Origin of the sequence: Streptomyces cyanogenus (genome assembly GCF_017526105.1) — a bacterium.
Taxonomy (GTDB): domain Bacteria; phylum Actinomycetota; class Actinomycetes; order Streptomycetales; family Streptomycetaceae; genus Streptomyces; species Streptomyces cyanogenus.
The window spans coordinates 2,609,679-2,631,706 of sequence record NZ_CP071839.1; the positions used below are offsets into that span (position 1 = coordinate 2,609,679).

Annotated in this window: 20 protein-coding genes; 6 read left to right on the top strand and 14 right to left on the bottom strand. The window is 72.9% G+C overall.

What is annotated here, in order from left to right; genetic code table 11:
• Nucleotides 1-109 precede the first annotated feature (109 nt).
• Nucleotides 110-1,462, bottom strand: a complete 1,353-nt coding sequence (locus tag S1361_RS11660) for a class II 3-deoxy-7-phosphoheptulonate synthase (protein WP_208031785.1) — start codon at nucleotides 1,460-1,462, stop codon at nucleotides 110-112.
• 96 nt (nucleotides 1,463-1,558) lie between these two features.
• Here S1361_RS11660 and S1361_RS40295 point away from each other — a divergent pair, with 96 nt between their 5' ends.
• Complete coding sequence (locus tag S1361_RS40295) at nucleotides 1,559-1,615, top strand: trp operon leader peptide (RefSeq protein WP_079060191.1); 57 nt, start codon at nucleotides 1,559-1,561, stop codon at nucleotides 1,613-1,615.
• 100 nt (nucleotides 1,616-1,715) lie between these two features.
• The gene (locus S1361_RS11670; protein ID WP_208031786.1) at nucleotides 1,716-3,572 is read left to right on the top strand and encodes an anthranilate synthase family protein; all 1,857 of its coding nucleotides are present in this window, start codon (nucleotides 1,716-1,718) and stop codon (nucleotides 3,570-3,572) included.
• A 15-nt stretch (nucleotides 3,573-3,587) separates the two neighbouring features.
• Here the strand turns inward: S1361_RS11670 and S1361_RS11675 are convergent, their stop codons facing one another.
• The 4 genes from S1361_RS11675 to S1361_RS11690 all read right to left on the bottom strand — a co-directional run bounded on the left by S1361_RS11675 (nucleotide 3,588) and on the right by S1361_RS11690 (nucleotide 7,400).
• On the bottom strand, nucleotides 3,588-4,616 hold the full coding sequence (locus S1361_RS11675; RefSeq protein WP_208031787.1) for a 6-phosphofructokinase: 1,029 nt from the start codon (nucleotides 4,614-4,616) through the stop codon (nucleotides 3,588-3,590).
• 94 nt (nucleotides 4,617-4,710) lie between these two features.
• Nucleotides 4,711-5,388 (bottom strand): response regulator, encoded by a 678-nt coding sequence (locus tag S1361_RS11680; protein WP_208031788.1) that lies wholly within the window; start codon nucleotides 5,386-5,388, stop codon nucleotides 4,711-4,713.
• Entirely contained in the window at nucleotides 5,385-6,620 is a 1,236-nt protein-coding gene (macS, locus tag S1361_RS11685) for a MacS family sensor histidine kinase (RefSeq protein ID WP_208031789.1), read from the bottom strand. The genes S1361_RS11680 and macS overlap by 4 nt, the downstream gene beginning before the upstream one ends.
• 36 nt (nucleotides 6,621-6,656) lie before the next feature.
• Nucleotides 6,657-7,400 (bottom strand): lysophospholipid acyltransferase family protein, encoded by a 744-nt coding sequence (locus S1361_RS11690; protein WP_208036556.1) that lies wholly within the window; start codon nucleotides 7,398-7,400, stop codon nucleotides 6,657-6,659.
• Between the two features lie 105 nt (nucleotides 7,401-7,505).
• Here S1361_RS11690 and S1361_RS11695 point away from each other — a divergent pair, with 105 nt between their 5' ends.
• From S1361_RS11695 to S1361_RS11705, 3 genes are all read left to right on the top strand, one after another.
• Nucleotides 7,506-8,285 carry an alpha/beta hydrolase gene (locus S1361_RS11695; RefSeq protein WP_208031790.1) on the top strand — a complete coding sequence of 260 codons (780 nt, stop codon included), beginning with the start codon at nucleotides 7,506-7,508 and terminating at the stop codon, nucleotides 8,283-8,285.
• Nucleotides 8,278-8,952 (top strand): hypothetical protein, encoded by a 675-nt coding sequence (locus S1361_RS11700; protein WP_208031791.1) that lies wholly within the window; start codon nucleotides 8,278-8,280, stop codon nucleotides 8,950-8,952. The genes S1361_RS11695 and S1361_RS11700 overlap by 8 nt, the downstream gene beginning before the upstream one ends.
• Nucleotides 8,953-9,023: 71 nt before the next feature.
• Entirely contained in the window at nucleotides 9,024-9,695 is a 672-nt protein-coding gene (locus tag S1361_RS11705; protein WP_208031792.1) for a TetR/AcrR family transcriptional regulator, read from the top strand.
• A gap of 727 nt (nucleotides 9,696-10,422) precedes the next feature.
• On the opposite strand, the gene S1361_RS11710 is transcribed toward S1361_RS11705, so the two are convergent.
• The 7 genes from S1361_RS11710 to S1361_RS11740 form a co-directional block, all read right to left on the bottom strand.
• The gene (locus tag S1361_RS11710; protein WP_208031793.1) at nucleotides 10,423-11,790 is read right to left on the bottom strand and encodes a serine hydrolase domain-containing protein; all 1,368 of its coding nucleotides are present in this window, start codon (nucleotides 11,788-11,790) and stop codon (nucleotides 10,423-10,425) included.
• Nucleotides 11,791-11,882: 92 nt separating this feature from the next.
• Nucleotides 11,883-12,644 carry an endonuclease/exonuclease/phosphatase family protein gene (locus tag S1361_RS11715; protein WP_208031794.1) on the bottom strand — a complete coding sequence of 254 codons (762 nt, stop codon included), beginning with the start codon at nucleotides 12,642-12,644 and terminating at the stop codon, nucleotides 11,883-11,885.
• Between the two features lie 169 nt (nucleotides 12,645-12,813).
• Complete coding sequence (locus S1361_RS11720) at nucleotides 12,814-13,767, bottom strand: ROK family glucokinase (protein WP_208031795.1); 954 nt, start codon at nucleotides 13,765-13,767, stop codon at nucleotides 12,814-12,816.
• A gap of 67 nt (nucleotides 13,768-13,834) precedes the next feature.
• A complete protein-coding gene (locus tag S1361_RS11725; RefSeq protein ID WP_208031796.1) occupies nucleotides 13,835-14,326 on the bottom strand; it encodes a DUF5304 domain-containing protein in 492 nt (163 codons plus the stop codon).
• A gap of 55 nt (nucleotides 14,327-14,381) precedes the next feature.
• Nucleotides 14,382-15,554: an ArsA family ATPase gene (locus tag S1361_RS11730; RefSeq protein ID WP_208031797.1), complete on the bottom strand. Its 1,173-nt coding sequence runs from the start codon at nucleotides 15,552-15,554 to the stop codon at nucleotides 14,382-14,384.
• Between the two features lie 44 nt (nucleotides 15,555-15,598).
• Nucleotides 15,599-16,042, bottom strand: a complete 444-nt coding sequence (locus S1361_RS11735; RefSeq protein WP_208031798.1) for an SRPBCC family protein — start codon at nucleotides 16,040-16,042, stop codon at nucleotides 15,599-15,601.
• A gap of 122 nt (nucleotides 16,043-16,164) precedes the next feature.
• The gene (locus S1361_RS11740) at nucleotides 16,165-16,962 is read right to left on the bottom strand and encodes a metallophosphoesterase family protein (protein WP_208031799.1); all 798 of its coding nucleotides are present in this window, start codon (nucleotides 16,960-16,962) and stop codon (nucleotides 16,165-16,167) included.
• 307 nt (nucleotides 16,963-17,269) lie between these two features.
• Here S1361_RS11740 and S1361_RS11745 point away from each other — a divergent pair, with 307 nt between their 5' ends.
• Nucleotides 17,270-19,066 (top strand): AMP-dependent synthetase/ligase, encoded by a 1,797-nt coding sequence (locus S1361_RS11745; protein ID WP_208031800.1) that lies wholly within the window; start codon nucleotides 17,270-17,272, stop codon nucleotides 19,064-19,066.
• Nucleotides 19,067-19,079: 13 nt separating this feature from the next.
• On the opposite strand, the gene S1361_RS11750 is transcribed toward S1361_RS11745, so the two are convergent.
• Nucleotides 19,080-20,702: a GMC oxidoreductase gene (locus S1361_RS11750; protein WP_481906722.1), complete on the bottom strand. Its 1,623-nt coding sequence runs from the start codon at nucleotides 20,700-20,702 to the stop codon at nucleotides 19,080-19,082.
• Nucleotides 20,703-20,768: 66 nt separating this feature from the next.
• Nucleotides 20,769-21,911: a glycosyltransferase family 4 protein gene (locus tag S1361_RS11755; RefSeq protein ID WP_208031801.1), complete on the bottom strand. Its 1,143-nt coding sequence runs from the start codon at nucleotides 21,909-21,911 to the stop codon at nucleotides 20,769-20,771.
• Nucleotides 21,912-22,028: the final 117 nt, after the last annotated feature.

Here is a 22,028-nt window from a genome sequence, read left to right on the forward strand (position 1 = left end):
ACTGCCGTCCCGTATCTCGGTGAGGCAAACCTAACCTTACTCATCCCCCGGGGCCCCGCAAAGAGGAAAGGGGCGCGGATCCGGTGTGATCCGCGCCCCTTTCCACCGCTCACTGGTCCCGGTACATCTCCGCCACGAGGAACGCCAGGTCCAGCGACTGGCTGCGGTTGAGCCGCGGGTCGCAGGCCGTCTCGTAGCGCTGGTGCAGGTCGTCGACGAAGATCTCGTCGCCGCCGCCCACGCACTCGGTGACGTCGTCGCCGGTCAGCTCCACGTGGATGCCGCCCGGGTGGGTGCCGAGCGCCTTGTGCACCTCGAAGAAGCCCTTGACCTCGTCGAGCACGTCGTCGAAGCGGCGGGTCTTGTGCCCGGAGGCCGCCTCGAAGGTGTTGCCGTGCATCGGGTCGGTCACCCAGGCCACCGTGGCACCGGACGCCGTGACCTTCTCGACCAGCTCGGGGAGCTTGTCGCGGATCTTGCCGGCGCCCATGCGGACGATGAAGGTCAGCCGGCCCGGCTCCCGCTCGGGGTCGAGGCGGTCGATGTACTGCAGCGCCTCCTCGGCCGTGGTGGTCGGGCCGAGCTTGATGCCGATCGGGTTGCGGATCTGCGAGGCGAACTCGATGTGGGCGTGGTCCAGCTGCCGGGTGCGCTCACCGATCCACACCATGTGCGCCGAGACGTCGTACAGCTTGCCGGTGCGGGAGTCGACCCGGGTCAGGGCGGACTCGTAGTCCAGCAGCAGCGCCTCGTGCGAGGAGAAGAACTCGACGGTCTTGAACTCCTCCGGGTCGGTACCGCAGGCCCGCATGAAGTTCAGCGCGTTGTCGATCTCGCGCGCGAGCTGCTCGTAGCGCTGGCCCGAGGGCGAGGTGCGCACGAAGTCCTGGTTCCAGGCGTGCACCTGGCGCAGGTCGGCGTAGCCGCCGGTGGTGAAGGCGCGCACCAGGTTCAGCGTGGAGGCCGAGGCGTGGTACATGCGCTTCAGCCGCTCGGGGTCCGGGATGCGGCTGGCCTCGGTGAAGTCGAAGCCGTTGACGGAGTCGCCCCGGTACACCGGAAGCGTCACGCCGTCGCGGGTCTCGGTCGGCTTGGAGCGGGGCTTGGAGTACTGCCCCGCGATCCGGCCGACCTTCACCACCGGCACGGAGGCCGCGTAGGTGAGCACGGCGCCCATCTGGAGCAGCGTCTTCAGCTTGTTGCGGATGTGGTCGGCGGACACCGCGTCGAAGGCCTCGGCGCAGTCGCCGCCCTGGAGGAGGAACGCCTCTCCCTTGGCGACGGCCGCCATCCGGGCGCGCAGCTGGTCGCACTCGCCCGCGAAGACGAGCGGCGGATACGACTCGAGGTCCGCGATCACTGCGCGCAGAGCCTCGGGGTCGGGGTACTCGGGCTGCTGCGCCGCGGGCAGGTCTCGCCAGGTGTTGCCAGCGCTCGGGCTGGTCTTAGCGTTCACGGTCACGACCCCAACATTACGGGGTGATGTGGTGCCTTCCTGCCCGTGCTCAGCTGATGAGACACGGCATACAGAGTGCGGACATGCGGTAGGGTTCCCCGCATGTTCGCGCCGTCGATCCAGAACTGGTGGTGGACCGCTTCTCCGGCGGCCCACTGATCGCGCGTACCACCGACTTCGCGAAGGCCGCCCGAGGGGCGGCCTTCGGCGTTTCTCCGGGGCCGTTCCTCCTCACCGAGTCACCGACGGAAGAGGAACCATGGACCTGGCACAGCTGCTGCACGACCCCCGCCCCTTCGCCCTGCTGCGGCGCCGCGCCCCGGGCCGCGACGAGCACCCGGTGGAGGTGCTGATCGGCCCGGTGACCAGCCGGGACCGGCTCGCCGACCTGCCCGACGAGGGGCTCGCCCTCGTCCCGTTCCGGCAGCTGCGCGAGCGCGGCTTCGACGTCCGCGACGACGGCACCCCACTGCTGGTGCTGACCCCCGAGGAGTCGTACGAGATCCCGCTCGCCGAGGCGCTCTCCCGGCTGCCCGCGCACGAGGTACGGGTCGAGGGCGGGGGCTTCGACGTCGGCGACGAGGAGTACGGCGAGATCGTCGGGCGGGTGCTGCGCGAGGAGATCGGCCGGGGCGAGGGCGCGAACTTCGTGATCCGGCGCACGTACGAGGGGGCGATCCCCGGCTTCGGCCGCGCGGACGCACTCGCGCTGTTCCGGCGGCTGCTGGCGGGCGAACGGGGCGCGTACTGGACGTTCGTCGTGCACACCGGGGACCGGACGCTGGTCGGGGCGAGCCCGGAGGTGCACGTCCGGATGAGCGGCGGGACCGTGGTGATGAACCCGATCAGCGGGACGTACCGCTATCCCGCCGAGGGGCCCACGCCGGAGCACCTGCTGGAGTTCCTCGCCGACGGCAAGGAGATCGAGGAGCTGTCGATGGTGGTCGACGAGGAACTGAAGATGATGTGCACCGTCGGCGACATGGGCGGGGTCGTCGTCGGCCCGCGGCTGAAGGAGATGGCGCACCTGGCGCACACCGAGTACGAGCTGCGCGGGAAGTCCTCCCTGGACGCGCGGGAGGTGCTGCGGGAGACGATGTTCGCGGCGACCGTCACCGGGTCGCCGGTGCAGAACGCCTGCCGGGTGATCGAGCGGCACGAAACCGGCGGGCGCGGCTACTACGCCGGTGCGCTGGCGCTGCTCGGCCGGGACGCAGGGGGCGCGCAGACCCTCGACTCCCCCATCCTGATCCGCACCGCCGACATCTCCGCCGACGGCCGGCTGCGCGTGCCCGTCGGGGCGACGCTGGTGCGCGGCTCCGACCCGGCGGGCGAGGTCGCGGAGACCCACGCGAAGGCGGCGGGCGTGCTGGCCGCCCTCGGGGTGGGGCCGGCCCGGCCGCGGCAGGAGCGGGAGCGGCCCCGGCTGGCCGACGACCCGCGGGTGCGGGCCGCGCTGGACGGGCGCCGGGCCGGGCTCGCGCCGTTCTGGCTGCGGATGCAGGAGCGGTCCGACGCCCTGGCCGGCCATGCCCTCGTCGTGGACGGCGAGGACACCTTCACCGCGATGCTGGCGCACGTCCTGCGTTCGGGCGGGCTCGACGTGACCGTCCGGCGGTACGACGAGCCCGGACTGCGGGAGGAGGTGCTCGGGCACGCGGGGCCGGTCGTCCTGGGACCCGGTCCCGGTGACCCCCGCGACCTCGGCGACCCCAAGATGCGGTTCCTGCGCGGCCTCGCCGCCGAGGTGGTCCGGACCCATCCGCACGGGGTGCTGGGCGTCTGCCTCGGGCACGAGCTGCTCGCCGCGGAGCTGGGCCTGGAGATCGTCCGTAAGCAGGTGCCGTACCAGGGGGCGCAGACCGGGATCGACCTGTTCGGGCGGAACGAGACCGTCGGTTTCTACAACAGCTTCGTGGCGCGCTGCGACGACGGCGCGGCCAGGGAACTGGCCGCGCACGGGGTGGAGGTGAGCCGGGCGGGGAACGGGGAGGTGCATGCGCTGCGGGGTCCCGGCTTCGCGGGCGTGCAGTTCCACCCCGAGTCGGTGCTGACGCTGAACGGGGCCGCGGTCGTGCGGGAGCTGATCGGCCGGCTGCGCCGCACGACCGTGTAGCCGACCGGGGCGCCGTCAGCCGAAGAACACCCCGGCCTCCTCGTACAGCTTCGGGTCCACCGTCTTCAGCCTGGCGGTGGCCTCGGAGATCGGGACACGGACGATGTCGGTGCCGCGCAGGGCGACCATCGTGCCGAAGTCGCCGTCGCGGACGCAGTCGATGGCGTGCAGGCCGAAGCGGGTGGCGAGCCAGCGGTCGAAGGCGCTGGGGGTGCCGCCGCGCTGGATGTGACCGAGGACGGTGGTGCGGGCTTCCTTGCCGGTGCGCTTCTCGATCTCCTTGGCCAGCCACTCGCCGACCCCGGAGAGCCGGACGTGTCCGAAGGAGTCGAGCGACTGGTCCTTGAGCACCATGTCGCCGTCCTTGGGCATGGCGCCCTCGGCGACGACCACGATCGGCGCGTACGACGCCCGGAAGCGGGAGGTGATCCAGGCGCACACCTGGTCGAGGTCGAAGCGCTGCTCGGGGATGAGGATGACGTTGGCACCGCCGGCGAGGCCCGAGTGGAGGGCGATCCAGCCGGCGTGCCGGCCCATCACCTCGCAGACGAGCACCCGCATGTGGGACTCGGCGGTGGTGTGCAGCCGGTCGATGGCCTCGGTGGCGATGCCGACCGCGGTGTCGAAGCCGAAGGTGTAGTCGGTGGCGGACAGGTCGTTGTCGATCGTCTTGGGTACGCCGACGCACGGCACGCCGTACTCGTCGGACAGGCGCGCGGCGACGCCCAGGGTGTCCTCGCCGCCGATCGTGACGAGGGCGTCGATCTCCTGCTTGGCCAGGTTCTCCTTGATCCGGCGGATGCCGCCCTCCACCTTGAGGGGGTTGGTGCGCGAGGAGCCGAGGACGGTGCCGCCCCGGGGCAGGATGCCGCGCACCGCGGGGATGTCGAGGCGCACGGTGTCGCCTTCGAGAGGTCCGCGCCAGCCGTCCCGGAAGCCGACGAAGTCATAGCCGTACTCCTGTACGCCCTTGCGCACGATGGCCCGGATGACGGCGTTGAGCCCGGGGCAGTCGCCGCCTCCGGTCAGTACTCCGACCCGCATGGAATTGTCCCTTCACCGCGCTTTCCTGACAGAGAGTCACGCTAGTGGTGATCCGAGTCACATCGGGAGAGGCGAGAAGGGTGATTTCGGTGCGCTATTCGTCGTCGAGACCGCGCTCTATCGCGTACCGCACCAGCTCCACCCGGTTGTGCAGTTGGAGCTTGCCGAGGGTGTTCTGCACGTGGTTCTGGACCGTGCGGTGGGAGATGACGAGACGTTCGGCGATCTGCTTGTAGCTCAGGCCCTTCGCCACCAGCCGCAGCACCTCGGTCTCACGGTCCGTCAGCCGCGGCGCCCCCGGCTCGTCGTCGTCCGGTGCGGGCATCGGCTCGGCGGCCAGCCGCCGGTACTCGCCGAGGACCAGACCGGCCAGCCCGGGCGTGAACACCGGGTCGCCCACGGCGGTGCGGCGCACCGCGTCCAGCAGTTCCCCGGTGGAGGCCGACTTCAGCAGGTAGCCGGTCGCGCCGGACTTCACGGCCTCCAGCACGTCCGCGTGCTCACCGCTCGCCGACAGGACCAGGACCCGCAACGCCGGGTTGTGGGCGACGAGTTCCTTGCACACCTGGACGCCGGGCTTGGCGGGCAGGTTGAGGTCCAGCACCAGGACGTCGGGGGCGGCGGCCCTGGCGCGGCGGACCGCCTGCTCGCCGTCGCCGGCGGTGGCGACCACCTCGAAGCCGGACTCGGCCAGGTCACGGGCGACCGCGTCGCGCCACATCGGGTGGTCGTCCACCACCATGACCCTGATCGGTTCCTGCTGCTGTGTCATCGCTGCTCCGCCTTCTTCCCCCGCGCCCGCACGGCGCCCTTCGGTACCTTCAGTTCGACTTCCGTGCCCTGGCCGGGGACCGAGACGATCTCGGCGCTGCCGCCGAGGTCGCGCAGCCGGCCCCGGATCGACAGGGCCACCCCGAGCCGGCCCTCCCCCTCGGCCTGCGCGAGCCGGCCCTCGGGGATGCCGGGGCCCTCGTCCCGGACGGTGACGACGATCTCGTCCGGCTCGTCCTCCACCAGGATCCAGGCCCGCGCCTCGTCCCCGGCGTGCCGGCGCACGTTGTCCAGGGCGGCCCCGACCGCGGCGGCCACCTCGCGGGCCGCGGCCGGCGGCAGCAGTACCGGGGCGCCGGGCTCGGCGAGGCTGACCCGGGCGCAGGCGTAACGGGCGAGCAGCGAGCGCAGGTCGACGGGGCCGGCCGATTCGTCCTGGTCCGGCTCCTCCACCGCGCGGACGACGGCGCCGGCCGCCAGGTCCTCCGAGACCCGGGACACCGGGACCAGACCGCCCGACACCAGGGTGCGCAGGGCCACCTCCTGCTCCCCGGCCAGCCGGCCCAGCTCGGCCGCCTCGCCGCCGAGGGCCGCGCCCCGGCGCTTCACCATCGCCAGCACCTGCAGCACGCTGTCGTGGATGTCCCGGGCCAGCCGCTCCCGTTCCCGGGTCGCGGCCTCGATCTCCAGGGCGCGGGCGAGGGTGCGCTCGGAGGCGCGGGCCACCTCCACGACGTAGCCGATCGCGATGGAGGCCACCCAGACGAGGATCACGTTGTGCACGGTGTCCCGGGCGGGGCGGCCGCGCTCCACCAGGTTGACGACGGCCACGGCCGTGGAGGCGGCGGCCGCCCAGCGCCAGCCGCCCTTGATGGCGAAGGCCAGCACCGCGCCCGCCGTCCAGATCGACGGCAGCGTGGGGCCGCCGCCCGCGATCCGCTCGTGGCTGTCGGCGACCGGGGTGAGCAGGATGCCGACGAGAGCGACGGTCAGGTCCACGGCCAGGAAACGCCGGGTGCAGCTCGCCGCGTTGGCCACCTTGGGCAACGTGGCGAGGGTCCACACCGCCAGGAAGGCGTAGTAGGCGACGGCGACCCAGGGCCGGACGAAGTGGTCGTACGCGGTGGCGCACAGGCCGATGGCGTACAGCATGGTCAGGACGCGGTAGCCGGCGAGCGCGCGCCACAACGGCAGCTCGACCGACATCCGCATGACGCGCTCGCGCTTGGGCATGTCCCCCGGTCCCCCCGGCTCCCCTTGTGCCCCCGTCTAGGACTCGTCCTGCTTCTTCCCGGCCCTCTGGGCCTTCCCGGCTTCCTTCACCGCCTTCGCCGCCTGCGCCATCTGCCGCTTGGCGGCGGTGGCGTACATGTCGACGTACTCCTGGCCGGAGAGCTTCATGATCTCGTACATGACCTCGTCGGTCAGGGCGCGCAGCACGAACCGGTCGTGCTCCATGCCCTGGTAGCGCCTGAAGTCCAGGGGCTTGCCGATGCGGATGCCGGGCCGCATCAGCTTCGGCACCACCTTGCCGGGCGGCTGGATCTTCTCCGTGTCGATCATGGCGACCGGGATGACCGGCGCGCCGGTGGCGAGGGCCACGCGCGCCAGGCCGCCGGGCTTGCCCCGGTACAGCCGCCCGTCCGGCGAGCGGGTGCCCTCCGGGTAGATGCCGAACAGCTCGCCGCGCTCCAGCACCTCTATGCCGCTGCGGATCGCCGCCTCACCGGCGCCGCGCGCCCCGGAGCGGTCCACCGGCAGCTGGCCGACCCCCTTGAAGAAGGCGGCGGTGAGCCGGCCCTTCACTCCCGGGGTGGTGAAGTACTCGGCCTTGGCGATGAACGTGACCTTGCGGTCCAGCACGATCGGCAGGAAGAACGAGTCCGAGAAGGACAGATGGTTGCTGGCCAGGATGGCCGGGCCGGTGGCCGGAACGTTCTCCAGGCCCTCCACCCAGGGCCTGAAGGCAACCTTCAGCGGCCCTCCGATGGCGACCTTCATCGTGCCGTACAACACCCGTGTGCCTCCTGTTTCCGTCGGAGAGACCTTAACCCGGGGGACCGTCAATGAGCCCGACGACCCTGGTCGGTGTCAGTGCGGTCGCGTACGGTGAAGCACATGCCAGTTCTCCCCGGAGCCGAGCCGTACCGCCACCAGGGCGGGGAGGTGGGGGTTCTCCTCTGCCACGGCTTCACCGGCTCGCCCCAGTCGCTGCGCCCCTGGGCGGAGCACCACGCGGCCCACGGCCTGACCGTGTCCCTGCCGCTGCTGCCCGGCCACGGCACCCGGTGGGAGGACATGCAGCTGACCACCTGGCAGGACTGGTACGCGGAGGTGGACCGCGAGCTGCGCCTGCTCGCCGAGCGCTGCTCCCGGGTCTTCGTCGCGGGCCTGTCCATGGGCGGCGCGCTGGCCCTCAGGCTCGCGGCCCGGCACGGCGAGCGGGTCGCGGGCGCGGTGGTCGTCAATCCGGCGAACCGGGTGCACGGCCTGTCCGCGTACGCGCTTCCGGTGGCCCGGCATCTGGTGCGGACGACCAGGGGCATCGCCAGCGACATCGCCAAGGAGGGCGCGGCCGAGCTGGGCTACGACCGGGTGCCGCTGCACGCGGCGCACTCGCTGCGGGTGTTCCTGCGCCGGCTGGACGGCGAGCTGCCCCAGGTGACCCAGCCGTTGCTGCTGCTGCGCAGCGCCCGGGACCATGTCGTGCCGGCGGCCGACTCGGCGCGGGTGCTGAGCCGGGTGTCGTCCACGGACGTCACGGAGGTCGTGCTGGAACACAGCTACCACGTGGCGACGTTGGACGAGGATGCGGACCGGATCTTCGAGGAGAGCCTCGCCTTCATCGGCCGGCTCGCACCCAGTGTCGGCAAGGAAGGGACGGCCGCAGTTGGCTGAGCACGACTCCGACCGTGAGGACCGCGAGGGCCGTGAGGACCGCGACGGCTCCGAGGTCCGCGACGGCCACGAGGTCCGCGAGCCGGACGAGCAGGAGGTGCCGTTCGACGAGGACGCCGCCTGGCGGGCCATCGTCGCCGGGTACGGCGAAGAGCAGCCGGACCCTCCCGGTGCCCGGTCGTTCAAGCCGGTGGAGAACCTGGCGCTGCCGGAGAAGCACCTGGCGAAGGAGCCGGTGCCGGAGCCGGCGCGGGAACCGGTGACGGAGCCCGACGGGGACTCCGGGAGCGACGCGGAGGACTCCGCGGGCCGGCCGGCCGCCCGTCCGCTGGGCGGCTCCGTCTCCTTCGCGCCCGGCGTCGGCCCGCGCGACTACACGGTGCCCGAGCCGTCCGACGACGACTTCGACGAGGACGACGAGGGCCACTTCGTACCGCCGGAGCCGCCGCCGCTGCCGACCGCGGACACCACCGCCAGGTTCGCCTGGCTGGGGGTGGTCGGCGGTCCCGTCCTGCTCCTGCTGGCGGTGCTGCTGGGCTGGGAGATGACCTGGTGGCTGGCGACCGCCGGCATCGGCGGCTTCCTCGGCGGCTTCGCGACGCTGGTGGCGCGGATGCGGACGGACGACGAGGAGGACGACGACCCCGGGCGCGGGGCGGTCGTCTGACGCCGGACGGGGCACCGGGACCGCGACCTGAACTTTGTACAGGGCGTGGGCCGGTGACCTATCGTGGGCCCATGCCGCGCGACACGCTCACCCTCGACACCATCGTCCGGACCGCCGTGGAGCTGCTGGACGAGGAGGGCCTCGAGGGCCTGAACATGCGCAGTCTGGGCAAGCGGCTCGGGGTCGCCGCGACGGCCGTCTACTGGCACGTCCAGAACAAGGACGACCTGGTGCTGCTGGTCTCCGACGCGGTGTGGCGGGAGGTCGGCCTGCCGCCGCTGGGCCCGGCCGACTGGCGCGGCACCGCCACGGCGATGGCCGACGGCCTGTACGCGATGCTGGTCCGCCACCCCTGGCTGATCCAGGCCATCAGCTCCCACCTGCTGTACGGCACCGGCAAGGCGCGCTACGACGACCACCTCCTCGGCGTCTTCGAGACCGCCGGGTTCACGCCCGAGGAGGCCGACCGCGCCGCTGGCGCGGTGGTCACGTACGTGCTCGGCAACGCGCTGGGCGCGTCCGCTACGGCGTCCCTGACGCGCAAGGTGCGGCGGGCGGGGGACGACAGCGAGGAGCGGTTCCGCGCGACCCTGGCGCAGGCGGCCGAGGCGGCCGCCGCGTTCCCCCGGCTGCGGGCGCGTCTGGACACGTCGGCGGCCACGGAGTACGCGGCCGCGCCCGACGGCAGCTATGCGGCGGGGTTGCGCGCGCTGCTCGCCGGGCTGCGCCCCGAAGGCGCCTGACGACCGGACAGGGCGCTGCCCACCGCGAGGCTTCCGGCACGGCGCAGGCCGCCGGGAGGCCCCCGAGGGGCGGCGCAGGTCACCGCGAGGCTTCCGGGACGGCGCAAGCCGACCGGGAGGCTTCCGGGACCGGCGCAAGCCACCGCGAGGCTTCCAGGACGGCGGGCGGCAAGCCGGCCGCGAGGTGTCCGGGACGGCGCAAGCCGACCGGGAGGCGTCCAGGACCGGCGCAGGCCACCGCGAGGCTTCCGGGGCGGGCGCAGGCCGGCCGGGAGGCTTCCAGGACCGGCGCAGGCCGGCCGGGAGGCTTCCAGGACCGGCGCAGGCCGGCCGGGAGGCTTCCAGGACGGCGGGCGGCAGGCCACCGCGAGCTGTCCGGGACGGCGCAAGCCGGCCGGGAGGCTTCCAGGACGACGCAGGCCCCCCGCGAGGTGTCGGGGCGGGCGCAGGCCGGCCGGGAGGCTTCCGGGACCGGCGCAGGCCGGCCGGGAGGCTTCCAGGACGGCGGGCGGCAGGCCACCGCGAGCTGTCCGGGACGGCGCAAGCCGGCCGGGAGGCGTCCGGGACGGCGCAGGCCACCGGGAGGCTCCGGGACGGGCGCAGGCCCGCCGCGAGGCTTCCAGGACGGGCGCAGGCCCGCCGAGGCGTCCGGTACGGGGGCCTCCCTGGCGGCGCCGGTGGGAGGCGTCCAGGACGGGCGGCTCCCCGGCTGCACCGCTGCGGGCGGCTACGCCGTGCGGCCGAAGAGGCGGCCCGCCAGGTCGACGCCGGTCACCGCGCCGTCGGCCCCGCGGGAGAAGAAGCCGCGCTGTCCCTTCAGGCCGCCCTCCGTGACGACGTACTCGTCGGCGGCGCCGGGCAGGAAGCCGATCGCGGCGGCCGGATGGTCCGGGGGCATCTCCGCGTCGGAGGCCGCGCGGATCTCCGGCTTGATGCCGACGGCGAGCGTGAGCCGGCCGTCCTCGGCGACGATGTCGAGGTTCATGGCGTCGATCTCGTACCGCCCGGCGACCTCCCGTGCCCGCCGCTCGTCGTGGTGCAGCGGTTCCGGCTCCCGCTCGACCACGCCGAGGTACAGCTCCAGCGCCCGCTTCAGCACGGCCTGGTTGAACAGGTGGCCGTCGGGGCCGGCGTTGGCCAGCGAGACGAGGGCGAAGTGGTGCTCCGGCACCAGCAGCAGCTCGGCGAACTGGCCGTTGCCCGAACCGCCGTGGCCGATCGTGCGGACCCCGTCGACGTCCCGCACGAACCAGCAGATGCCGAAGGCGTCGCCGAGCGTGCTGCCGCGCAGCTCGACGGTGGGCCGCCGCATCCGGTCCAGCGCCTCGGCGGACAGCAGGCCGTCCCCGTCGCCCAGCTGGAACCGGGCCCAGCGCAGCAGATCGCTCACCGAGGAGACGATGCCGCCGCCGGGGTTGTTGCCCCGGCTCCCGGCCCGCCAGGACTTCCAGGGGCGGGCCGGGGCCAGGGTGCCGTCCGGGGTGCGGTTGTGGCCGACGGCGAAGCGCCGGACGACGACGTCGTCCAGGTCGAAGATGGTGTCCTGCAGGCCCAGCGGTTCCAGCAGCAGCTCGGCCATGGCCTTCTCGAACGGCAGCCCGGTGACGTTCTCGATCACCCGGCCGAGCACGTTGTAGCCGGCCTGGCTGTAGGAGGCGCGGGCGCCGGGCGGCGCGATCAGCGGCAGCCGGCCGAGCCGGGCGACGAAGGCGGCGAGCGAGCCGTCGCCCTCGTCGGCGTCGACCAGGTTCCAGTCCAGGCCCGCGGTGTGGTTGAGGAGCTGCAGCACGGTGATCCGCCCGGCGGCCTCCTCGTCGGCGAGCCGCAGCTCGGGGACGTACCGGCGCACCGGCGCGGCCAGGTCCAGGCGGTCCTGCCCGGCCAGGCGCATCAGCGCGGTCGCGGTGAAGGTCTTGGTGACCGAGGCCAGGTGGAAGAGGGTCCGCCCGTCGACGGGCAGCGGGTGCTCGACGCTGGTCACGCCGTGGGTGATCCGGCTCTCCCGGCCGTCGGCGAGGATGCCGACGGCGGCACCGGGTATCCCGTACTCCTCCGCGGTGGCTGCGACGAACGCGGACAGTTCTTCGTACGACATCGGTTCCCCCTGGCTCCTGGCCGGATGACTTGAACTAAGTACAGGAAGGACACTAGGGGACCGCCGGACGGGGGGCAAGGCTTTTCCTGTACTTAGTTCAAGTCGGCTGCCGGGAGGCGGAGGGCGGCCAGCACCGGCAAGTGGTCCGTGGCCGCGGTCAGGTCCGCCCGGGTGATGCCCGGCTGGTCCACGGGGACCCCGCAGCCGAGCACCTCGATGCCCTTGGTGGCGAAGATCGCGTCGATACGCTGACGGGGATCGGCGGGCGTGGAGGTGAACTCACCGCCCCAGGGAGCGGTCGTACGGCAGTCCTGGAGGGTCTCGGCGAGGCGGCGGAAGGTGCGGCCGTCGGGGCGTTCGTTGAGGTCGCCGCCCACGACGGCGTGCTCCACGCCCAGTCCGGCGAGGTGGTCGAGGAGCAGGCCGCCCTGGGCGTGGCGCTCGGCCTGCTGGAGGCTGAGGTGGCAGCTGACGACGCCGAGGCGCGCGCCGCCGAAGCGGACCACCGCCGTGGCGAGGCCGCGCCGGTGGAGTCCCGGGGTGAGCGGGAGGAGCACGTCCTCGGTCCGCTCGACGGTGGCCCGGAGCGAGCAGAGGATCGCCGGGCCGGCGGCGGTCGCTCCCCCGGTGAGGATCACCTGGCCGGAGGCCGCGGCCAGGCGGGCGAGCTTCTTGCGCCAGCGGAAGAAGCGCGGGGCCTCCTGGACGAGGACCAGGTCGGGGGCGCAGGCGGTGATCACCCTGGCGAGGGCGGCCGTGTCGTCCCGCATCGAACGGATGTTGTAGCTCAGGACCCTGATGACCGCGGAACCGTCGGATTCCGTACGGGAGTTGGGGAGCAGCGGGGTTGCCATGCCGTCAATCTACGCCGCTGGGGAGTCGGGGCGCCCCATGACCAGGGGCGCGAGGTCCGTGCGCGACTGCCGCTCGTCGTGGCTGGTCGCGCCACGCGGCGGCAGCCGCACGTCACATACGGTCCCCGCGCCCCTCCGGTCGGCCCGTGGCCGCGCCGACGAGCGAACGTCACATGACGGGGTCCGGCTCCCGGGCCAGGTCCGCCGCGCCCACCAGGCCCGCCTTGTTGCCCAGCTGGGCGGCGATCACGTCGGCCATCGGGCGCCAGTTGCCGCCGACCAGCCAGCGCTTGTACGACGTGCGGATCGGGTCGAGGACCAGGTCGCCCTCGTCGGAGAGACCGCCGCCGACGATGAACGCGGACGGGTCGAAGAGGGAGGCCAGGTCGGCGAGGCCGGCGCCGGCCCAGCGGGCCAGCTCGCGGTAGGAGTCCACGGCGACCGGGCAGCCCTGGCGGGCGGCCATGGAGATGTGCTTGCCCTCGATGCCGTCGGGGGTGCCGTCGCCGAGCGACAGCAGGACCTCGGCGCGCTCGGGGGTGGCGTTGGCGCGCTGCTTGGCGTAGCGGACCAGGGCCCGGCCGGAGGCGTACTGCTCCCAGCAGCCCTGCGAGCCGCAGCCGCACAGCAGGCCGTCCGGGACCATCCGGATGTGGCCGAACTCGGCGGCCACGCCGAAGTGGCCGCGGCGCAGCTTGTTGCCGATGATGATGCCGCCGCCGAGGCCGGTGCCCAGCGTGATGCAGATGACGTTGCGGTGGCCCTTGCCGGCGCCGAACTTGTACTCGCCCCAGGCGGCGGCGTTGGCGTCGTTCTCGACCACGACCGGGAGGCCCGTGCGGGCCTCGACCTTCTCCTTGAGCGGCTCGTTGCGCCAGTCGATGTTCGGCGCGAAGTACACGGTGGACCGCTGCCGGTTGACGTAACCGGCCGCGCCGATGCCCACGCCGACGATCTCGTGCCCGGCGCGCGCACCCTCCACCGCCGAGGCGATGGCGTCCACGATGGCCTCGGGCGTGGTGGGGGTCGGCACCTTGAAGGTCGAGAGGATGTTGCCTTCCTCGTCGACCACGCCGGCCGCGATCTTCGTGCCGCCGATGTCGACGCCGATGGTGAGTCCCATGAATCCCTCAGTTTCGGTCGAGCCCCGCTACGGCCAACCGTACCCGAGGCCCTGCCGTGCCAGGGCTTCAGTCCAGGTCGATGCGCTCGCCCGGGCCGGTGCCCTCCCCCGGGTCGCGCCGGCCCGGCCGGCCGTCGCCCGCGGGGTCGGCCGTACGGGAGGTCCAGCGGTGCTCCTGGGCCTGGACGGCGGAGCGGTAGGCGGCGAGCAGCTCGCTGCCGGCCGCGGCCAGGTGGTCGAACACGTCCGGGTTGCGGTCTATGACGGGCTCGACGGCGGCCTTCGCCTGCTGGACGACCTGCCGCACCATCTGCTGGGCGGCGGGTCCGGCGAGGCCGCCGAGGAGCGGTGACGGCAGGCCGGACAGCTTGTCGGCCACCGTGTCCACGAGCTTCTTCAGTTCCTCGGCGGCCGACCCGGGCGGCGGGCCGTGCCGGGTGCGGCGGCGGGCCTGCTCGGCGGCGAGGTCCTCGGCGCAGGCCGTGGCCCAGGCGTCGGCGTCGGTCGCCCTCGGCCGCTCCTCCTCGGAAGGGTCGGGTGCGGGGCGCTCTTCGCTCATGGCGGCTCCTGACTACGGTTCGCCTTTACGACGTTACCCGAACGGGCGTACCCGTTCACCGTCCCGACGCGGGCCACAGGTCCGGGTCCGGGGCGAACCGGATGCGCAGCTCTCCGTCGCGCAGTCCGGCGCCGGCGACGGTGCACCGGCGCAGGGCGGAGGGCAGCGGAACGATCCGGCGGAACGGGCCCGCGGTGATCAGGAGTTCGTCGCCGCGCCGGACGAGGTCCAGCTCGTCCCGTATCGCGCCGGGCAGCGGAAGGTGCCAGACCAGCACGCCGTCCTCGGCGAGCCGGTCGGTGACGGGCCACCCGACCGGAGCAGTCGCCGGGTTGACGGCGGGTACGGCGAGCGCGGTGAGGTCCTCCGGGCCGTGCGGGTCGCGGCCGAGGTGCGGGACGGGGTGGACGTCGTACGCCTCCTGCCAGTCGGCGAGCGTCTTGCGCTGCTGGGCGAGGAGCGAGCCGAGCCAGCTGTCGGGGGCCGCCTCGGGCAGCGTCCGGTTGGAGACCAGGGCCTCGGTGGGCAGACCGCGCAGGGCGAGGCCCAGGGTCGCGGCGCGTACGGCGTCGGCGCCGGCCGGGCCGGGTTCGGCGACCAGGCGCACGGCGGTGTCCCGGTCGGTGAGGACGGCCTCGACGGCGGCCAGTTCGACGTCCCAGCGGGCGGCCGTCTCGTACAGCCAGTCGGCGGGCATGGGGACGCCGGCCAGCCGGCCGAGGACCGGGCGCAGGGCGCGGGCGGCCTGCCGCTCGGGCGGCAGCAGGCGGCGCAGGTAGCGGCGCAGCTCCTCGGGCAGGGCGAGCAGGGCGAGGGCCTGCGGGAGGGGCGGGAGGTCGACGACGAGCAGGTCGTACCGCTCGGACAGGGCCGCGTCCCGCAGCGCGCGCAGGAAGGACAGTTCCTCGGCGCCGGGCAGCGGGGTGACCTCCTCCGCGTCCAGGCGGGCCGCGCCGAGGAGGTCGAGGACGTTCGCGGCACGGGTCTGGAAGGCGGTGAGGTCCTCGCGGAACCGGGCGACGGCGTCGGGCCGCCAGGCGGTGAGGTTCTCGGTGACGTCGGCGGGGGCCGGTCCTGTCACGGTGCCCAGTGCCGCGCCCGGGGTGTCCGTGCGGTCGGCGCTCAGCAGGAGGGTGCGGTGGCCCTCGCGGGCGGCGGCGAGCGCGGTGGCGGCGGCGACGGTCGTACGCCCGCTGCCGCCCGGGCCCGTGATCAGGATGGTGCGCATGGAGGTGAACGGTACCGCCGTGCGCGTCGACCGGACCGGAGCGACTACTTCTCCCCGGACTCGACCCGCTTCTTCAGACCCGCCAGCGCCCGGTCGATGATGACCTTCTCCGCCTTGCGCTTGATCATGCCGAGCATGGGGATCTTGACGTCGACGGTCAGCCGGTAGGTGACCTCGGTGGCGCCCGAGCCGGCCGGCTTCAGCAGGTAGGTGCCGTCGAGGGAGCGGAGCATCTGGGACTTGACCAGGGTCCAGGAGACCTCGTGGTCGCCGGTCCAGGTGTAGGCGAGGGTCTGGTCGTCCTTGATGGCGCCGGCGTCCATGACGAGGCGGACCTGCTCGGCGCGGCCCTGCTCGTCGGTCGCGAGGACCTCCGCCTCCTTCACCTCGCCGGTCCAGTCCGGGTAGCGCGCGAAGTCGGCGATCACCGCCATGACGTCGGCCGGAGCCGCCTCGATCGTGATGCTCGAACTGGTGTGTTCCGCCATCGCGGTGGCTCCTCCAGATGCGGGCCGGGTTTGAGAAGTTCGTGTGCGCCGGGCTGCGCACGTGTGTGCAGCGTGAAGGCTACCGCGCCGCCGACCTGCCGCCTTCACCGCGCCTGCGTGCCTCACCATTCGAGCGCCCACGGCGTGCCGGTGCCCGCGAAGTGCCCCACGTTCACGCACTCGGTGGCGCCGATCCGCATCCGGCGCGCCAGGGGCTGGTGCACGTGCCCGAACAGCGCGTACCTCGGCCGGGTGCGGCGGATGGCGTCCAGCAGGGCCCGGCTGCCCCGCTCGAAGCGGCGTGCGACGGTGTCGTACACCAGCTCGGGCACCTCGGGCGGGATGTGGGTGCACAGCACGTCGACCTCGCCGACGGCCTCGATCTTCGCCGCGTACTCCTCGTCGCCGATCTCGTACGGCGTGCGCATCGGGGTGCGCAGGCCGCCGCCGACGAAGCCGAAGGTCCACCCGCCGATCTCCACCCGCTGACCGTCGAGGACGGTGGTGCCGGGCCGGGCGTACTCCGGCCAGAGCTGCGGCATGTCGACGTTCCCGTAGGTGGCGTACGTCGGGGTGGGGAACGCGGCGAACAGTTCGGCGTACTGCTTGCGCACGGCCTTCTCGATGGCCGTGGCCCGGTCGGCCTTGATCCCGCCCCACAGGCGGGCGCCGAACTCACGGGCCTCGGCGAAGCGGCGCGCGGTGCGCAGCTCGACGATGCGGTCGGCGTTCTCCTTGCCGAACAGGTCCGGGAAGATGCCGCGCGAGTGGTCGGCGTAGTCGAGGAAGAGGACGAGGTCCCCCAGGCAGACCAGGGCGTCGGCACCTTCGCCGGCCCGGGCCAGGTCGCGGGCGTTGCCGTGCACGTCGCTGACGACATGGACGCGGGTCCGCCGGTTGCCGGAGCGTGTGGATGCCATGGTGATCAAGCGTAGGCGTGTGCGGTGGAGGTGAACAGTGCCGGGCCGGCCTGCGGTTACTCGCCGGTCGGTTCGGCTGTGGACTACTGTGCGCGAAGGAACGCCCACGTGTGTGACGCAGCGAACATCTCGCCGGGACCCCCTGTCGTAGACGCCATACCGGCGGGTAACGTCCGGGCCGTCCAGTCGTGCTCAGGATTTCAACATGTGAATCGTCATGTTGTTCCGGAGCACTTGCCCGAGCCTTGGACCGCACCGTCGCATCGCACAACGTCGTGGCGCCGGCGCCCTATGAGGAGCAGCAGTCTTGCGCGAGTTCAGCCTTCCGGCTCTGTACGAGGTCCCCGCGGACGGGAATCTGACCGACATCGTCCGCAGAAACGCCGCGCAGCATCCCGACGTCGCCGTGATCGCCCGCAAGGTCGGGGGTGCCTGGCACGACGTGACCGCACGGGAGTTCCTGGCCGAGGTGCACACCGCCGCCAAGGGCCTCATCGCCTCCGGCGTGCAGCCGGGCGACCGGGTGGGCCTGATGTCCCGCACGCGGTACGAGTGGACGCTGCTCGACTTCGCGATCTGGAGCGCCGGCGCGATCACCGTGCCGGTGTACGAGACCAGCTCGCCGGAGCAGGTGCAGTGGATCCTGTCCGACTCGGGCGCCACCGCCTGCGTCACGGAGCTGGACACCCACACGGCGGCCGTGGAGTCGGTGCGCGAGGCGCTGCCCGCGCTCAAGCACGTCTGGCAGATCGAGGCCGGGGGCGTGGCGGAGCTGGGCCGGCTCGGGCAGGACGTCTCGGACCGGACGGTGGAGGAGCGCAGCTCGCTCGCCCGGGCCGACGACCCCGCGACCATCGTGTACACGAGCGGTACGACCGGGCGCCCCAAGGGCTGTGTGCTCACCCACCGCAGCTTCTTCGCCGAGTGCGGGAACGTGGTGGAGCGGCTGCGTCCGCTGTTCCGCACCGGCGAGTGCTCGGTGCTGCTGTTCCTGCCGCTCGCGCATGTCTTCGGGCGGCTGGTGCAGGTGGCGCCGATGATGGCGCCGATCAAGCTGGGCTGCGTCCCGGACATCAAGAACCTCACGGACGAGCTGGCCGCGTTCCGGCCGACGCTGATCCTGGGTGTGCCGCGGGTCTTCGAGAAGGTCTACAACTCGGCGCGGGCCAAGGCGCAGGCGGACGGCAAGGGTGCGATCTTCGACAAGGCGGCGGACACCGCGATCGCCTACAGCAAGGCGCTGGACAGCCCGTCGGGACCGTCGCTCGGCCTGAAGATCAAGCACAAGGTCTTCGACAAGCTGGTCTACAGCAAGCTGCGCGCGGTCCTCGGCGGCCGGGGCGAGTACGCCATCTCCGGCGGTGCCCCCCTCGGTGAGCGGCTCGGGCACTTCTTCCGGGGCATCGGCTTCACGGTGCTGGAGGGCTACGGCCTGACCGAGTCCTGTGCGGCGACCGCGTTCAACCCGTGGGACCGGCAGAAGATCGGCACGGTCGGTCAGCCGCTGCCCGGCTCGGTGGTGCGGATCGCGGACGACGGCGAGGTGCTGCTGCACGGCGAGCACCTGTTCAAGGAGTACTGGAACAACCCGGGCGCGACCGCGGAGGCGCTGGCCGACGGCTGGTTCCACACCGGTGACATCGGCACCCTGGACGAGGACGGCTATCTGCGGATCACCGGCCGGAAGAAGGAGATCATCGTCACGGCGGGCGGCAAGAACGTGGCCCCGGCGGTGATCGAGGACCGGATCCGGGCGCACGCGCTGGTCGCGGAGTGCATGGTGGTGGGCGACGGGCGGCCGTTCGTGGGCGCGCTGGTCACCATCGACGAGGAGTTCCTGGGCCGGTGGGCCGCCGAGCACGGCAAGCCGGCGGGCGCCACCGCGGCGTCGCTGTGCGAGGACCCGGATCTGCTCGCGGCGATCCAGGCGGCCGTGGACGACGGCAACGCCGCGGTGTCGAAGGCGGAATCGGTGCGGAAGTTCCGCATTCTGCCCTCCCAGTTCACGGAGGAGTCGGGCCACCTCACCCCGTCGCTGAAGCTCAAGCGGAACGTGGTGGCGAAGGACTACGCCAACGAGATCGAGGCGCTCTACGCCAAGTGATCCCGTCGGTGCCTCATGGCGCGGTGTCCTCGGCGAGGACCCGCGCCATGGTGCGTTCGGCGAGGGCCGTGATGGTGACGAACGGGTTCACGCCGATCGACCCGGGCACGAGCGAGCCGTCGGTGACGTACAGCCGTGGGCATCCCTTCACCCGTCCGTAGTCGTCGGTGGCCCGGCCCAGTACGCAGCCGCCGAGCGGGTGGTAGGTGAAGTCGTCCGCGAAGACCTTGTTCCCGGAGCCGAACAGGTCGTACCGGTAGATCGTGGCGTTGGCCGCGTTGATCCGGTCGAACAGCTTCTTGGCCATGCGCACGGAGACGGCGCTCTGGGCGGCGGTCCAGCCGAGCCGCACCGCCCCGGACGAGGTGTCGTAGGAGAACGTCGCCCGCTCGGGGTTCCTGGTGATCGCGAGGTAGAGGCTGACCCAGTGCTCGAAGCCCATGGGCAGCGGGGCGATCTCCGCGAAGACCGGATTGTCGGCGTTGGGCCAGTCGTCGATGCCCATCACGGGCATGGTGGCCTGGTGGGCGCCGACGGTGTCCCACACGTGGTTCGCGCGGCCGAGCATGGTGTTGCCGTTGGTGCCCCAGCCCGCGCCCACGGCGGCGTCGAGGCCCGGCAGGGTGCCGGTGTCCCGGGCGCGCACGAGGAGTTCGGTGGTGCCGAGGCTGCCGCCGCCGAGGAAGAGGTACGTGCAGCCGTACTCCTTGGTCTCCACGACCGCGCCGGTGCCGTCGATCCGGTCGGCGGTCAGGACGTACGATCCGTCGCCCGCGCGGCTGACCGAGGTGACCTTCTCCAGGGTGTGGATCGTCACGTTGCCGGTGCCGAGGGCGGCGGCCAGGTAGGTCTGGTCGAGGCTGCGTTTGCCGTGGTTGTTGCCGTAGATGACCTCGCCGGCGAGCGCGGACTTCACGGCCGTACCGGCGGCCTCGCGCTGCATGTAGCCGAAGTCGTAGACGTTGGGCACGAAGGTGGTCCGCAGGCCGGCGTTGGCGGCGGCCTTCCGGGAGGTCCGGGTGAACCGGTACCACTCGGTCGACTCGAACCAGGCCGGGTCGACGGAGTTGACGCCGAGCATGGCGCGGGCGCGCGGGAACCAGGTGCCGTACATCTCGTCGGCGTCCACGGACGGGAACTGCTCGGTGAAGTAGGACCGTGGCGGGGTGACGGCCATGCCGCCGTTGACCAGGGAGCCGCCGCCGACGCCCCGGCCGACGTAGACCGACATGGCGTCGTAGTGCACGCGGTCGAGGACTCCGGGGTAGGGGCTGATGGCCTGGTTGACCACGTCCAGCCAGAGGAACGTGGCGAGCGGGGCCTCGGTGCGGGTGCGGAACCACATGGAGCGCCGGTCGGGGGCGCTGGTGGAGCAGAACACCTTGCCGTCTGCGCCGGCGGTGTTCCACAGCCGGCCCATCTCCAGGACGAGGGTGCGGATGCCGGCCTGGCCGAGGCGGAGGGCGGCGACGGCGCCGCCGTATCCGGAACCGACCACGATCGCCGGGGAGTTGTCGGTGGGGGCGGGTTCCGCCGCGCGGGCGGAGGGGAGCCCGACGCGGGTGAAGCCGAGGGCGGCCGCCGTCTGGAGTGCCGCCATGCCGAGGATGTGACGCCTTGTCAGCTGACGCTGCATCAGGTTTACTGTCATGCGCGCAGCATGTGCGGATTTTCCCGTTCCGCCTAGAGCCGCGGCGGGTTTCTAGAGCAGAGCTTTCAACTTCTCCGCCAGCAGGTCCCAGCGCCACTTCTCCTCGACCCACTGCCGGCCGCGCGCGCCCATCCTGCGGCGCAGCTCGGGGTCGTGGAGGAGGGCGACGATCCGCTCGGCCGTCTGCTCCGCCGAGCCGCCCCGGACCACCCAGCCGGTCTCGCCCTCCAGGACCGCGTCCGGGGCGCCGCCGGAGTCGCCCGCGACGACGGGCAGGCCGGTGGCGGATGCCTCCAGGTAGACGATGCCGAGGCCCTCCACGTCGAGGCCGCCGCGACGGGTGCGGCAGGGCATGGCGAAGACGTCGCCCGCGCCGTAGTGGGCGGGCAGCTCGGACCAGGGGACGGCGCCGGTGAAGCGCACCGAGCCGGCGACGCCCGTCTCGTCGGCCAGGCGGCGCAGGTCCTGCTCGTAGGGGCCGCCGCCGACGATCAGCAGGACGGTGTCCGGCTCGGCGGCGAGGATGCGGGGCATGGCCCGGATCAGCGTGTCCTGGCCCTTGCGCGGCACCAGGCGGGAGACGCAGACCACGACCGGCCGGTCGGTGAGCCCTAGCCGGGCGCGGACCTCGTCGCCGCCGGAGCCGGGGTGGAAGGTCTTCTCGTCCACCCCGGGCGGCAGCTGCACCATGCGGCCGGCCGCGTCCGGGGTGAGCGCGGTCGCTATCCGGGAGCGGGTGTACTCGCCGAGGTAGGTGATCGTGTCCGTGGACTCGCCGATCCGGCGCAGCAGCTGCCGGGCGGCGGGCAGCTGGGCCCAGCCGGCCTCGTGGCCGTGGGTGGTGGCCACCAGCCGTTCGGCGCCGGCCCGGCGCAGCGCGGGAGCCATGAGACCGAGCGGGGCCGCCGCGCCGAACCACACCGAGGTGCAGCCGTGCTCGCGGAGCAGCCCGGCCGCCCGCCGGGTGGCCGCCGGGGTGGGCAGCAGCATGGTCGTACGGTCGCGCACGACGGTGAAGGGCTGGTCGGCGTCGAAGGCGGCGGTGGCCTCGGCGCCCTCCCGGCCGCGCTTCCAGGTGGAGGCGTAGACGACCAGCCGGCCGGGGTCCAGGCGGAGCGCCATGTTGTGCAGGAAGGCCTGGATGCCGCCCGGCCGGGGCGGGAAGTCGTTGGTGACGATCAGGGTCTTGTGCATCGCCGCCGACCCTACCGAATGGGCCGTCCGGCGGGCCGGGTCCGGCCGAGTCTGTGGCATGTGCACAGCCGGGCAGGACATCATGGTCGCCCGACACGGAAATCGAACGGCAGGGGA